This window comes from Erysipelothrix sp. P66, from assembly GCF_038682365.1.
In the GTDB taxonomy this organism is placed as follows: Bacteria; Bacillota_I; Bacilli_A; order Erysipelotrichales; family Erysipelotrichaceae; genus Erysipelothrix; species Erysipelothrix piscisicarius.
The window spans coordinates 1765034-1778410 of record NZ_CP152290.1 but is presented as its reverse complement, the minus strand read 5'-3'; the positions used below and the strand labels follow the sequence as shown (position 1 = coordinate 1778410).

16 protein-coding genes are annotated in these 13377 nt (G+C 35.3%); 13 read left to right on the top strand and 3 right to left on the bottom strand.

Going from position 1 to position 13377, the window contains the following annotated elements:
• Positions 1-740 precede the first annotated feature (740 nt).
• The 8 genes from rpmH to AAG186_RS08760 all read left to right on the top strand — a co-directional run bounded on the left by rpmH (position 741) and on the right by AAG186_RS08760 (position 7430).
• Positions 741-875 (top strand): 50S ribosomal protein L34, encoded by a 135-nt coding sequence (gene rpmH, locus AAG186_RS08795; RefSeq protein ID WP_003774176.1) that lies wholly within the window; start codon positions 741-743, stop codon positions 873-875.
• A 48-nt stretch (positions 876-923) separates the two neighbouring features.
• On the top strand, positions 924-1250 hold the full coding sequence (gene rnpA / locus AAG186_RS08790; protein ID WP_125164898.1) for a ribonuclease P protein component: 327 nt from the start codon (positions 924-926) through the stop codon (positions 1248-1250).
• A gap of 28 nt (positions 1251-1278) precedes the next feature.
• Positions 1279-2121, top strand: a complete 843-nt coding sequence (gene yidC, locus AAG186_RS08785) for a membrane protein insertase YidC (protein ID WP_161636887.1) — start codon at positions 1279-1281, stop codon at positions 2119-2121.
• Positions 2122-2138: 17 nt separating this feature from the next.
• A complete protein-coding gene (locus AAG186_RS08780) occupies positions 2139-2753 on the top strand; it encodes a R3H domain-containing nucleic acid-binding protein (RefSeq protein WP_161636886.1) in 615 nt (204 codons plus the stop codon).
• A gap of 39 nt (positions 2754-2792) precedes the next feature.
• The gene (gene pth, locus AAG186_RS08775) at positions 2793-3341 is read left to right on the top strand and encodes an aminoacyl-tRNA hydrolase (protein ID WP_342621674.1); all 549 of its coding nucleotides are present in this window, start codon (positions 2793-2795) and stop codon (positions 3339-3341) included.
• A 2-nt stretch (positions 3342-3343) separates the two neighbouring features.
• Positions 3344-6760 carry a transcription-repair coupling factor gene (mfd, locus tag AAG186_RS08770; RefSeq protein ID WP_342621673.1) on the top strand — a complete coding sequence of 1139 codons (3417 nt, stop codon included), beginning with the start codon at positions 3344-3346 and terminating at the stop codon, positions 6758-6760.
• Positions 6757-7029: an RNA-binding S4 domain-containing protein gene (locus AAG186_RS08765; protein ID WP_161636884.1), complete on the top strand. Its 273-nt coding sequence runs from the start codon at positions 6757-6759 to the stop codon at positions 7027-7029. The genes mfd and AAG186_RS08765 overlap by 4 nt, the downstream gene beginning before the upstream one ends.
• A gap of 80 nt (positions 7030-7109) precedes the next feature.
• On the top strand, positions 7110-7430 hold the full coding sequence (locus tag AAG186_RS08760; protein WP_125163887.1) for a septum formation initiator family protein: 321 nt from the start codon (positions 7110-7112) through the stop codon (positions 7428-7430).
• Between the two features lie 47 nt (positions 7431-7477).
• Here AAG186_RS08760 and AAG186_RS08755 read toward each other — a convergent pair whose 3' ends face one another.
• The 3 genes from AAG186_RS08755 to AAG186_RS08745 all read right to left on the bottom strand — a co-directional run bounded on the left by AAG186_RS08755 (position 7478) and on the right by AAG186_RS08745 (position 9312).
• Complete coding sequence (locus tag AAG186_RS08755; RefSeq protein ID WP_342621670.1) at positions 7478-8482, bottom strand: linear amide C-N hydrolase; 1005 nt, start codon at positions 8480-8482, stop codon at positions 7478-7480.
• Between the two features lie 98 nt (positions 8483-8580).
• The gene (locus tag AAG186_RS08750) at positions 8581-9117 is read right to left on the bottom strand and encodes an NUDIX hydrolase (protein ID WP_125163892.1); all 537 of its coding nucleotides are present in this window, start codon (positions 9115-9117) and stop codon (positions 8581-8583) included.
• Positions 9118-9312, bottom strand: coding sequence for a hypothetical protein (locus AAG186_RS08745; RefSeq protein ID WP_125163893.1), 195 nt, complete (start codon positions 9310-9312; stop codon positions 9118-9120).
• Between the two features lie 119 nt (positions 9313-9431).
• On the opposite strand from AAG186_RS08745, the gene tmk reads away from it, so the two are divergent.
• Genes tmk through AAG186_RS08720 form a run of 5 tightly spaced genes read left to right on the top strand, consistent with a single transcriptional unit; the run spans position 9432 to position 13325 of the window.
• Positions 9432-10055, top strand: a complete 624-nt coding sequence (tmk, locus tag AAG186_RS08740) for a dTMP kinase (RefSeq protein ID WP_200542767.1) — start codon at positions 9432-9434, stop codon at positions 10053-10055.
• Positions 10048-10998 carry a DNA polymerase III subunit gene (locus AAG186_RS08735; RefSeq protein ID WP_342621669.1) on the top strand — a complete coding sequence of 317 codons (951 nt, stop codon included), beginning with the start codon at positions 10048-10050 and terminating at the stop codon, positions 10996-10998. The genes tmk and AAG186_RS08735 overlap by 8 nt, the downstream gene beginning before the upstream one ends.
• Before the next feature lie 36 nt (positions 10999-11034).
• The gene (gene rsmI / locus AAG186_RS08730; protein ID WP_200548975.1) at positions 11035-11880 is read left to right on the top strand and encodes a 16S rRNA (cytidine(1402)-2'-O)-methyltransferase; all 846 of its coding nucleotides are present in this window, start codon (positions 11035-11037) and stop codon (positions 11878-11880) included.
• A 9-nt stretch (positions 11881-11889) separates the two neighbouring features.
• The gene (guaC, locus tag AAG186_RS08725; protein WP_161636878.1) at positions 11890-12864 is read left to right on the top strand and encodes a GMP reductase; all 975 of its coding nucleotides are present in this window, start codon (positions 11890-11892) and stop codon (positions 12862-12864) included.
• A gap of 59 nt (positions 12865-12923) precedes the next feature.
• A complete protein-coding gene (locus AAG186_RS08720; RefSeq protein ID WP_161636877.1) occupies positions 12924-13325 on the top strand; it encodes a transcriptional repressor in 402 nt (133 codons plus the stop codon).
• The last annotated feature ends 52 nt before the right edge of the window (positions 13326-13377 follow it).

Genomic DNA, 13377 nt, shown 5'->3' with positions numbered 1-13377 from the left:
AGACAAAAAAACTCCCAACAAGTTATCCACATAATCTACTGTGGAATACGGCTATTCTAATGCTTATTTTGATAGTTATCCACAGTTGTCCACAAAATTATGAATGTTTATAAATTGTGGACTTCTTAAATACATTCTCAACATAGCGTTGACAAAAAATGTAGAGCTTGATTTTTGTTATTTATACGCAGACATCTCAACATGAAAATAGCTACTTATAAAAGGGTATGATGCATTTATCCACACTATCCCCAATCTGTTGATAAACATTGTTATGAACTCGTATAAAAGATGGTTTATAGTTTTCCACTGATTTTTTAATCATTAAAATCTTCCACTAAATTTATCCCACGAATCCGATAGAGTTACCAACATTTCGTTGCATATGCATGAAAAAGTGGATAACCACAAGCATTTTCGAACGAAAATAATCCGATATTGGTAATAAAAGGGCAAGCATCAACTAATTTTAAAGAGGAATGCTCACTCTTTTATTACCTGTGAATTATTTAAAGGCGCTCCGATCAATAAAAAAATTGAAAAAAATATCGTGATTGAAAGATGAATGTGTTACAATAGCGATGATAATTCTATAAAGTTAGAATGAAATAGTATCAATTAGATGGTGAATCAGATAATCAAAACGTTATTTAAGGCACTTTATTGACATTGAAAAGTATTTCTTATATAATTTTAAAGCATTTGCTCTTCGTATATATAAAGAACTGGAGGTGGTTTTCATGAAGAGAACTTATCAACCGAGCAAACGGAAACACCAAAAGGTCCATGGTTTTAGAGCCCGTATGAAAACAGTAGGCGGTCGCCGCGTGCTTTCACGTCGTAGATCAAAAGGAAGAAAAGTGTTATCTGCATAACAGTCACCCTTATGGGTGACTTTTTTGTCATAATGGAAGTGAAAAAAAATGAGAGAAGAATATAGAGTAAAAAAAGCAGCGGAATTCCAAAAAATCATGGGGGCTCGTCGATTTAAAAATACCAAAGCTTTTACAGTATATATAAATAAAAAAACTAAAAATCACTCGCGATATGGAATTGCAGCACCTAAAAAACTAGGAAATGCAGTAGTGCGCAATAAAACAAAACGTCAAATAAGAAGTATGCTCCAAGACATCAACATGTTTGATACACCTTACGATTACATCGTTCTAGTTCGAAAAAAATATTACGAACAGAGTTATGAGGAAAATCGAAAAGACTTGGAAAACCTAATAAAAACGGTTAAAATGTAAAGTGAGTATTTTAGATTAGGAGATAGATATGAAAAAATATAAAAAACTGATTATATTCAGTATTTTGCTATTAGCATTAACGGGATGTACTCAAGTTATTGATCCACAAACGAAACAAGTATACGCTGACAAGATTATTAGTTTAGGTGATGCATGGTCATGGGGTACGGACACATGGTTTGGAGCGCTCTTTGTATGGCCAATTGCACAAGCATTAAACTTTTTCTCACAATACATTGGAACCATTGGTTCAATTGTTGTTGTAACATTGATTATTAAGCTTATTACAATCAAAGGTTCAATTAAAGCAACAGTTCAACAACAAAAAATGCAATTAATTGGTCCTGAACAAGCTCGAATTGAAGCGAAGTATCAAGGTCGAAATGATCAACAAGCAAAACTTCAAAAAGCTACTGAAATGCAAAAGTTGTTTGAAAAACATGAAATTAATCCAATGGGTGCTTTAGGTGGAACATTCCTTCAGTTACCAATTATGATTGCAATGTATCAAGCTGTTATGCGTTCAGAAGCCATCATTAATGGTACGGTATTTGGACAAACTCTAGAAGTAACGCCGATGCAAGGATTTACTCAAGGAAATATTATTATCATTGTAATTTTCATTCTAATGGCAATATCACAGTTCCTTTCAATGTTCTTGCCACAATATCTTGCAAAACAAAAACTTCGTAAACGTTCATATGAAAAACAACCTGCTAATCAAGCAAATATGATGATGTATTCATCACTTATTATGATTGTAGTTCTTGCTCTTAACTGGCAAGTGGGTATGAGTTTATACTGGATGGTTTCGGCTCTTGCACAATTAGTACAAACATTATTTATTAATCATAAATACGGCACAAAATAAAAAAGGGAGGAATACACGTGAAGCAATATACAGCTAAGTCTTTAGATGATGTTCTAAACAATGTCTCTAAAGAAAAGAATGTTGAAAAAAGTGATCTTATCTACTATGTCATCGAAGAAAAATCAGGTTTCTTAGGCATTGGGGCGAGTGTTACTGCTGAAGTGTTTGCCCTTAATGATGTCAAATTGTTTGTTGAAGAATATTTTAATAAATTCTTTACCGGTTTGGGATTAAAAGTTGAACAAGAAATTACTGTTAAGAATAATAACGTTAAAGTATCATTGAATGCAGAAAACAATGCAATCCTAATTGGTAAAAATGGGAAGTCATTGGAAGGCATGAATATGTTACTCAAACATGCAGTTAATTCCGAGTTTAAACGTCGTTTTTACGTTATGATTGATATAAACAACTATAAAACAGATCGTTATCAAAAACTTAAGGCAATGGCAAAACGGATTGCTAAGAATGTTAGTCGTTCTAAAATTGACGCATCTTTAGACCCAATGCCAAACGACGAACGTCGTGTGATTCATAAAGAATTGACTGATTTTCCAGGAATTCGCACACAAAGTGAAGGTTCAGGAAGAGACCGTCATCTTAAGATTGTCTATGATCCAAACAAAGAGTAAGGGGAGTCCCTTATTCTTTTTTGCTTAATGGAGGAATGTATGAAAGTAATCGTAGGATTAGGAAATCCCGGAAAACAGTATGAGAATACAAGACATAATGCAGGTTTTCTGGTTATTGATGAAGTTGCATCGAAATTAGGTGTTTCGATCACAACGAATAAATTTAAAGCACTTATTGCTGAAACGTTTGTAGGTACTGAAAAAGTCGTTTTGGTTAAACCACAAACATATATGAATCTCTCAGGAGAATCAGTCGGAGAAGTCATGCGTTATTATAATGTTGATCTTGAAGATCTTCTTGTTATTAGTGATGATATGGATATTACCGTCGGATCACTGAGACTTCGCGAAAAAGGATCGTCAGGTGGACAAAAAGGTGTTAAGAACATCATTGATCATTTGGGATCAAATGAATTTTTAAGGCTAAAAGTTGGAATTGGTAAAAGCAGTCAAATAAAAACAGTTGATTGGGTACTTGGAAAAATTGATGAAGAAACAGCAATTTCATTGGGTGCTCGATGCGTAAGTGATTTTATCAGTGGAAAACGGACTGATCAATTGATGAATGAATACAATGTAAGAGTGTAAAAATGAATTGGTTATATAATTATTTAGAAAAGCATGAACTTGTTAAAGAGTACACCCAGGGCAAAAGTATTTTTGCCCATTTAAGCGTGGTTCAAGAAGCTTTATTAGTTCTAGGATCCAGTAGAGTAAGCAAAAAACCTTTGTTTATAATTAAGGAAAACGAACAACAAGCATCAAATTTATATAATGAGATAAAACATCTTGATGAAAATGCAAATGTAGTTTATTACAACCATGAAGAGTCACTACGTGTTGAGGCTATTGTTCAGTCAGAAATTATGAAAGCGAATCGAATTGATGCATTATTTAAAATTGTGAACGGAGACTTTGATATTTGTATTACGCATGCAATTGCTTCAGTAAGAAAATTATCCCCGTTGAAAGTTCTTAAAAATTCGATAATCAACATTAAGACCGGTGATGAGTGGGAACCGCTCCAACTTGCATGTGAGCTCGAACGACTGGGGTATACGCGTGTTAAATATGTTGAAAAGCCATTTACATATGCAATTCGTGGTGGTGTTTGTGACGTGTTTTCTATCCAAATGGAGCAGCCACTTCGAATTGAATTTTTTGATGTAGAAGTAGATAGTCTAAGATATTTTGACATCGAGAATCAGCGATCGCTATCGCGAGTTGATGAAGCGATGATTGCATTTGCGACAGATATTCTTCTTAACGATCAGGATATTTTAGAAATCAGTAATTCATTGACGCAAAAAATCGAGGGAATCGATAATGATGATTTGATTCATGAAATGGAACAAAAACGAGAATTATTACAAATGAATCAGTTTGATGTATCGTTGTACCCTCTGCTCTCATTTTGGTCAAACTATGCGACGATTTATGATTATTTAAGTGAATCAACGACGTACATGAGCCCGATTGAAGCTATTGAAAGAACACTTAAACAAAATACCTTAGATGCTCACACGTTTATTGAAGAACAGTATGAGATGAATCAAATGATTTATGTCTCAGATATTTTCGAGTCATTTGAACGGATTAAAGTAAAACATACGTATCGTGAAATTTTTGAATATCAAACCGAGGGTGAAGTTTTTATTCCTTGGCATGCCCCCAATATTGTATCGGAAAGTATAGAGCAAACCATGAAGTGGCTTCGTAAAGAGGCAATAACACAAAAAGTGATCATCATACTCGATGAAGATACTATGGAAGATTTTGTTAAGACGCTACTAAATCAAAGTATTGAGTATCAGGTGTTAACAGACAAACCAACTACAAATGGAATCTATATTGAATACGGTCATATCACCTCTGGATTTATTCTAGAAGATATTGATACGGTCGTTTATACAGCAAGTGAATTGTATAAGTATAAGAAAAAGATGTTCCGATACGATAATAAGTTTTTAAAGGCAGAATCTTTAAATCAATTATCAGATCTCGATACATTGGATTATGTTGTGCACCGCCAATATGGTATCGGTAAGTATATGGGAATTACTACCAAAGAAATTGAAGGAATTCATAAAGATTTTATGCGCATTCAATATCGTGATGGTGATGAACTGTTCGTACCTCTCGAACAATTTAACCTGGTTCGTAAGTTTATGTCACGAGAGGCAGCATCAGTTCGCCTGAGCAAGCTTGGTACAAGTACCTGGCAAAAGAACAAAGAACGTATTAAACAAGATGTTGCCGATGTGGCAGATAAACTCGTAACGCTCTATTCTTCAAGAATGGAGGCAAGTGGATTTGCTTTTAGTCCCGATACGGAATACCAGAAACAGTTTGAGGATGCGTTTGAATATGAATTAACTCATGATCAAAAAACAGCCATTGAAGAAATTAAACGGGATATGGAACGCAATGTTCCGATGGATCGTTTACTTTGTGGTGATGTTGGATTTGGAAAAACCGAAGTAGCCATTCGTGCAGCGTTTAAAGCCTTTGTAGATCATAAACAAGTCGTTTTCCTTTGTCCTACAACAATCCTCTCACAACAACATGCACGAACTCTTAAAGAACGATTGAGTGATTTTCCTGTGACGATTGAAGTTTTAAATCGCTTTGTATCAGATAAAGAAAAAAAGGAAATTATTGAACGGGTCAAAGATGGCAAAGTTGATATTTTAGTGGGAACACACCGTGTATTATCTCGCGATGTAAAGTTTAAAGATTTAGGATTACTAATTATTGATGAAGAGCAGCGATTTGGGGTGGAACATAAAGAGCGTATTAAGGAATTTAAAGTTTCTGTGGATGTTTTATCACTCAGCGCGACTCCGATTCCACGAACACTTCAAATGTCTCTAATTGGACTTCGTAGTTTATCACAACTCAATACTCCGCCATCAAACCGTCTTCCGGTAATGACTTATATCATTGAAAAAAACCAACAAACGCTTAATGATATTATTTCCAAAGAACTTAGTCGGGAAGGCCAGGTTTTCTACCTATTTAATAATGTAGAGCAAATTTACTCTGTTGCTTCAGTCATTGCGAATCATGTGGAAGATGCACGTGTAGCTGTTGTGCATGGCCAAATGGAACGTCATGAAATTGAAGATGTGATGATACGATTTATTAGTAAGGAAATTAATGTTTTAGTTTGTACAACAATCATCGAAACTGGAATTGATATTCCAAATGCCAACACGATCATTGTGGACAATGCGCATCGTTTTGGTTTGTCACAGCTCTATCAAATCAAGGGACGCGTTGGACGGTCAGATCGTTTAGCGTATGCGTACTTTGTTGTACCCAATAAACGTGGGTTAACGGAGTTAGCACAAAAAAGACTTCAAGCAATTAAAGAATTTACACAGCTTGGTAGTGGATATAAGATTGCAATGCGTGATTTAACGATTCGTGGTGCCGGAGAACTCCTTGGTGGTAATCAGTCGGGATTTATTGATACTGTAGGTATCGACTTATACGTACAACTTCTTAAAGAGGCCATTGCGAAAAGACAAGGTAAAGAGGTTATTGATGTTGAAGCACAAGAACGATTCAATCTTAAAGTGGATGGATATTTACCCGAAGACTTCGCAAGTGATGATGGCGAAAAATTAGATCTGTATCAACAAATTAACCAAATCCAATCACTGGATGAATTGAAGCAGTTTCATGAGATGATTGATGACCGCTATGGGAAATTACCAAATTCAGTTAAAATGCTGTTGGAAAAAACACGTCTGGAATTATTCTTAAATGATCAGCGCATTAAGTCATTTAAAGAACGTGTTAATAAAGTAGAATTAGTCTTTACAGAGGAATATAGTAGTCAAGTAGATGGTGTCCATCTCTTTGAATTAATCTCTGAAAAGTCGAGTGAAATTAAGATAAAGTATCTAAATCAAACAATCATTATTACCATGCCAATGTATACAGAGTGGGCAGAAGATTTGATTTATATACTCGAAAATTTAAAGGAGCAAACACTATGAGACTTGATAAATATTTGAAAGTATCACGAATCATTAAACGCCGTACTGTGGCGAAAGAACTCGCTGATGATGAGCGTGTCTTTATTAATGGAAAGAAAGCAAAACCATCATCAGAGGTTACACTTGAAGATGTAATTGAAATTCGATTTGAACATCGCCATATTAAAATAGAAGTTACATTTTTAAGCGACAAAATTTTACGAAGTAATCCGCCGATGTATGAACTTATTTCAGATCAACGGATCGATAGAAGCGATTCAGAAAACTGACAACTCTTGCAATTTTTGAGAATGTCAGTATAATGAATATAGATAAATAAACTAACAAAAAAAGAAAGAGAAGTGGAAAGATGGGACAAACAGTTACGAAACCGCGAATAGCTAAGAATCCAACAATTAAATTTGCATCAATCATTCTTGGTATTTTGATAGTATCCGTTTCATGCCTGATGTTATCTAAATCTGCAAAAGAATTAGTATCAACATTCCAATTGAATCAACAACTAAAAAGCGAGCGCTCGAATTTAAAAGTACTCGAAACAAGACAAGGTGAACTTGCTCTTGAGAAGGCAAAACTTCAAGATCCTACTTATGTTCAAAACTATGCTCGAGGCAAACATCTCTTGTCGAAGTCAGAAGAACAAGTATTCATCTTACCTAAAACAGAATAACAAAAAATAAAGAGTAACATTTAATGTTACTCTTTTTTTAATGCTTATTATAATTTATTCATTGTTTCGATCATCTGCTTACGTTTAATCTCATAGCGAATAATCTCATGATTATTAACCAATAAGGGATCAAAATAAAATTGTTGGATTTGTCTATTCTCGTAGGTTGAGATGTTAACCGTTCTATTCTCTAAATCGTATGCAGAGGTATACTGTGTGTATTGTACCTGGTTTTTTTCATCGACAATCAATCCGTAAGGAATATCAAAGGTATTGAGGACGCGGAAAACTTTATCAAGTGCTTGGTCATCATTGGGTTGATTTGAGAGGTTATTCAAGACTGTTGCCCTTACAAATCGCGATTGTGGTGTATAGTCTCCGGGTAAGCCAAACAATCCATTCCCCGTACCAGAACTCAAACTTTCAAATTTACCAAATTTACGTGAAGGATAAATTTGATTGTTCATGGAGACATAGTTTTGAAGGTTTTGAACATGCCAAGGAAATTCAGGCTGATTGGTGAAGGTTCCAATCTCGTTGGGATAAATATCAAAGGAACCGGCGGAGGAAGGTTCAAGAACGATGCTAGCTCCTGTACGGTCTACAAAAACATAATGTTGAGGGATTACATTACCATGAATATTAGGTTCGTTGGATATTGCGACCTCTTTAATTGCTTTACGGTGTAAATCGACAATCGAATCACAATTTAGTAGAGCCCAAGTTACAAATTCCTCTCCTCTTAAGGCCTGTTTACCCATCAATTCAATTGCACTGGTGGGTGCATAATCTGAGTAATCATTTCCATAATAGAAACTCCCACCTACGAGTCCATGTTCATTCATACCATCCATAAATAAAAGATCCTGGTTCGAATCATGAAGACTAATGCCAGCAGCAGCATTTTTCGCTACAATGGGTGAAAGCATATGATTAATTGCTGTTCCACGAGGGACAAGCACGCCATAAACGGGCAAAAATGTATCAAATTCTTGAGTTCTACCCCAATAAGTATTATTTTGCTTTGAAATTACTTGTATTCCTGTACACATATAAGTACCGCCTTTCTCGTCTTTAATATATTACCATTTTATGTGAGCAATTAGTGAAGAAGCATAAAAAAAAGCGAACCAATTGGACGGTTCGCTCATTATTTTTGTGATAGATAATGATTTACTTTGTAAGCAAGGGAAATAGTTTTTGCATCCGTAATATTATTTGCTTCGATATCAGTAATAATATCATGAAGATCACGAGTATAAACATTGAGCACTTCATTGTCGTCGAGGTCTTGGCCGACATAATCTAAATCCGATGCATAATAAAGATACAAGACTTCGTCAAGATATGCGGGTGATGGATGAATGTATCCAAGTGGAACAAGTGTTTTCGCTACAAATCCAATTTCTTCCCGCAATTCCCTTAGCGCAGCATCAAGTGGCAACTCACCTTTATCAATTTTTCCTGCAGGGAACTCTTGCATAATATGTTCAACACCATAACGATATTGATCAACACAGTAGAATGCTTGATCGTCATGGGTTGCGGCAATACAGACACCGCCATCATGTTTTAAAATCTCAGCTTCAAACATGCCAGTTTGTGTTTCAAATTCAACATTATATACATCTACAATTTTTCCTTGATACTTTAATACTTCATTTAGTTTTAAGCCATCTCTTACCATCTAATCTTCCTTCTTTATAATGTGTTTGATAAGAACTCCAAAAGCGACACAAAACATCAAGAGCGTGAGAATTGTGAGGACCGTTGTATTAAGAAAATAATTAATAACGATTAAGAGTACAACAATCCCTAAAACAATCATATAGACGTTGTCATTTGATGCTTTTTGAAATCCTTTTTTAATTTGTTGGATCATAATTTTTTCCTCTAAAGTTTTCTTCTTCCCTTACATAATAATCCAAAATGATAAAACACACAACTTTTAGAATAGACCACGCTATACCATGCTATAATATTCAAAGAAGAGGTGGCAACATGACATTATTTGTATCATTTGAAGGTCCTGAGGGAAGTGGTAAAACAACAATTACCAAGATCGTTTCGGAGTATTTTGAGAAAAAAAATCAACCCGTCCTTTGTACTCGAGAACCTGGAGGAATTCGTATTTCTGAGAAAATTAGAGAACTGATTCTTGATCCGGATCATAAAGAAATGGATGATCGTACCGAAGCTTTGCTCTATGCTGCAAGTCGCCGACAACATTTAATTGAGAAAATTCAACCTGCACTAAACCGAGGTGAATTGGTAATATGTGATCGATTTATTGATAGCTCACTCGCTTATCAAGGTTATGCTCGAGGTATTGGTATTGATGATGTATGGGATATAAACATGTTCGCTATTGATGGTTTTCTGCCCGATTTAACAATCTTTTTGGATGTCAAACCACAAGAAGGCCTAAATCGAATTGGTGTTCGTGGATATAAAGATCGTTTAGAGCTCGAAGGCGATGTCTTTCATGAGAAAGTATATGAAGGGTATCAAGAAGTGATTCGTCGTTTCCCAAACCGTATTAAGATTGTGGATGCGCATCAATCGATTGATGATGTTGCTTCCGATGTTATTAAGATTATTGAGAAACATTTGAATCATGAATAATGTTTCAAGTCAGGTTAAAGCGCTAAATCTCTTTCATCGTCAACAATCAAAAAATCGTGTTTCCCATGCCTATTTAATCGTTGGAGATTATGGAACGCTTGATTTTTCTAAATACATGGCAATGAGTATGATGTGTTGCGAACAAGACATTGGTGCCTGTGGTTCTTGTCTTACATGCCAACGAATAAACAATGAAAACCATGCGGATTTTAGAATACTTAGTGGTAAAGAACAAAGTATTAAGAAATCAGAGATCATTGATCTCAAGGAATATTTCAGTCAATCATCAATAGAAACATCAGGGCACCAAGTCTACATTATTGAAGATGTGGATAATGCGACCGTAGAGGCGATGAACAGTCTTTTGAAATTCTTAGAAGAGCCAGAAGGTGATATCGTTGCAATCTTAACAACACGCAATGAAAATCGTGTTCTTGAGACCATACGATCCAGATGTCTCACAATCCATTTGGAATCGATGAATCATCAAATGTTATTTGATGTGGCATGTGAACAAGGGATTGATCCAATTGATGCTTATTTATTATCGAGGATGAATCAAAATAGTGAAGAACTAAATCATCAGATTAATGATGACGTCTATAGAGAAGCCAGTTCCATTTTCTTTGATGTACTTGAATCTTTAAATCAACGAGACTATTTGTCGGCGATCTTAACCTTACAAGTTGAGGGGATTAAGAAAAAAAGATTGGATCGGGAACGATTGGTATTACTCTTTGAATTATTCGAATTATCGTTCTCATTACAAGGTCAACACGAACAAACAATCCAAGTTCGAACAAATCACATTACAAATGAAGATCGTATTCATTTGCTTCAAATTGTTTTAAGCTTAAAAGATCGGATTCGACCGGGCGTCAATATTAACCTTATCATTGATCAATTTGCTTATGAATTAACGAAATACTATCAGAACCTTTAATTTCGATTAAAGGTTTATCTATTTTAGGAGAATGTTATGATAAAACAACAAAGTTTTAAAAACGAAAAACCAACACTATTCCTGGTTGCAACACCAATAGGAAATTTGAATGAGATGACACCCAGAGCGATTGAGACATTGAAAAATGTTGATGTTATTGCGGCAGAGGATACACGCAATGCACGCAAGCTCTGTTCACACTTTGATATCAACACAAAAATGATCAGCCATCATATGCATAATGAACAAGAATCAACTAAAGGGATTCTTGATTTATTGGAATCAGGCTTAAGTGTTGGTTTAGTCAGTGATGCAGGATATCCATTAATCTCTGATCCAGGCCAAACATTAGTTCGCGATGTCATTGCCGCGGGCTTTAATGTTGTCCCAATATCCGGAAGTAGTGCCTTTCTTAATGCACTGGTTGCATCGGGACTTATTGTTCAACCTTTCGCATTTATGGGCTTTATGGAGCATAAAGAAAGCCAACTTAAAAAACAATTAATCCAAAACAAGGATTTACCAATGACGACAATCTATTATTTATCAGTTCATAAATTAGAAAAGACACTCGAAATCGTGTATGATGTGTTAGGTAATCGAAAGATTTGTCTTGTGCGTGAGATTACAAAAATGCACGAGGAGTTTATACGTGGTACGGTTACCGAGGTTATGGAGTCAGTTGAGACGATAAAAGGTGAGTTTGTAATTGTTATTGAGGCGAACACTGATGTATCAGAAGTAAGCTTTGATGATTTAATCATTCGCATTAAGGAACAGATTAATGCAGGAAATTCTGTTTCACGTTCAATTTCTTCTGTGGCCAAAGAGAATGGTGTTTCAAAAAACGAGCTCTATTCTTACTATCACGAGAATAAATAGGAGGCCGTAATGAAAATATTTGATTACGAAGATATTCAATTAATTCCAAATAAATGTATTGTGAAAAGTCGCTCTGAATGCGATACAAGCGTTAAATTGGGAAATCGAACCTTTGAAATGCCTGTTGTTCCTGCAAACATGCAAACAATAATCGATGAACCGCTCGCTATTTGGTTAGCAGAACATAATTATTTTTATGTTATGCATCGTTTTAACGAGGAACGTCGTTATGGCTTTATTCAAGATATGAATCAACGCGGTCTATATGCATCCATTAGTGTTGGTGTAAAAGATGACGAGTATGATTTTGTACGTCGATTGGCAGCAGATAATGTCATTCCTGACTATATTACAATCGACATTGCGCATGGTCATTCTGAGCAAGTTATTCGAATGATTAAGCACATAAAAGAATTCTTACCAAACACATTTGTGATTGCAGGAAATGTGGGAACCCCAGAAGCGGTTCGTGAACTTGAGAATGCAGGAGCAGATGCTACGAAAGTGGGTATTGGCCCGGGTAAGGTATGTATTACGAAATTAAAAACTGGGTTTGGAACAGGTGGATGGCAATTATCCGCATTATCATGGTGTGCTAAGGCCGCTCGCAAACCTTTGATTGCAGATGGAGGAATCCGAGATCATGGCGATATCGCTAAGTCAATTCGATTTGGTGCTACGATGTGTATGGTTGGATCATTATTTGCAGGACATGAAGAATCACCTGGAGAAACAATTGAAGTTGATGGCGTTCCATTCAAAGAATATTTTGGAAGTGCATCACAATTTCAAAAAGGTGAACATAAAAATGTTGAAGGAAAGCGCATTTTAATTGAACATAAAGGAAAAATCGAGGATACTCTACGCGAAATGCAACAAGATCTTCAATCATCCATTTCTTATGCTGGAGGTCGCGATCTTGAAGCGATTCGTAAGGTTGATTACGTGATTGTTAAGAACAGTATTTTTAATGGGGACCGTTAGATTAAAGCAAATATTCTTGTAAAAGCATATTTTATGCTATAATTAAGATGGTGATGATAATGAGTATCAAGCTTACTAAACAAAGACAAGAGATTTTAGATTTAATTCAAGCATCTGAAGGTCATATGACGGCAGATCAAATTCATACAAAACTTAAAGAAGGTGATGTATCAATTGGAATTGCGACGGTCTATCGAAATTTAAATGTGCTCTATAATGAAAAATTAATAAACCGTGTAAGACATCCAGAACTTGGATTTATCTACGATAAAAATCTACACGATCATTATCATTTTAGATGCAGAGAATGCAATCGCATTGAAGATGTGGAATTAGATTACCGAAAAGAATTACATCAACTCGTCGAAGAAGAATTAGGATGCCTCGTGTTAGATCACGACATTACATTCGAGGGGATTTGTAAGGACTGTTTGGCAAAATCAAATCAAAAACATAAGTAAGAACAAAAAAAGGAGCCTTTGCTCCTTTTTTTTACCTTCATCGAAAGATGAT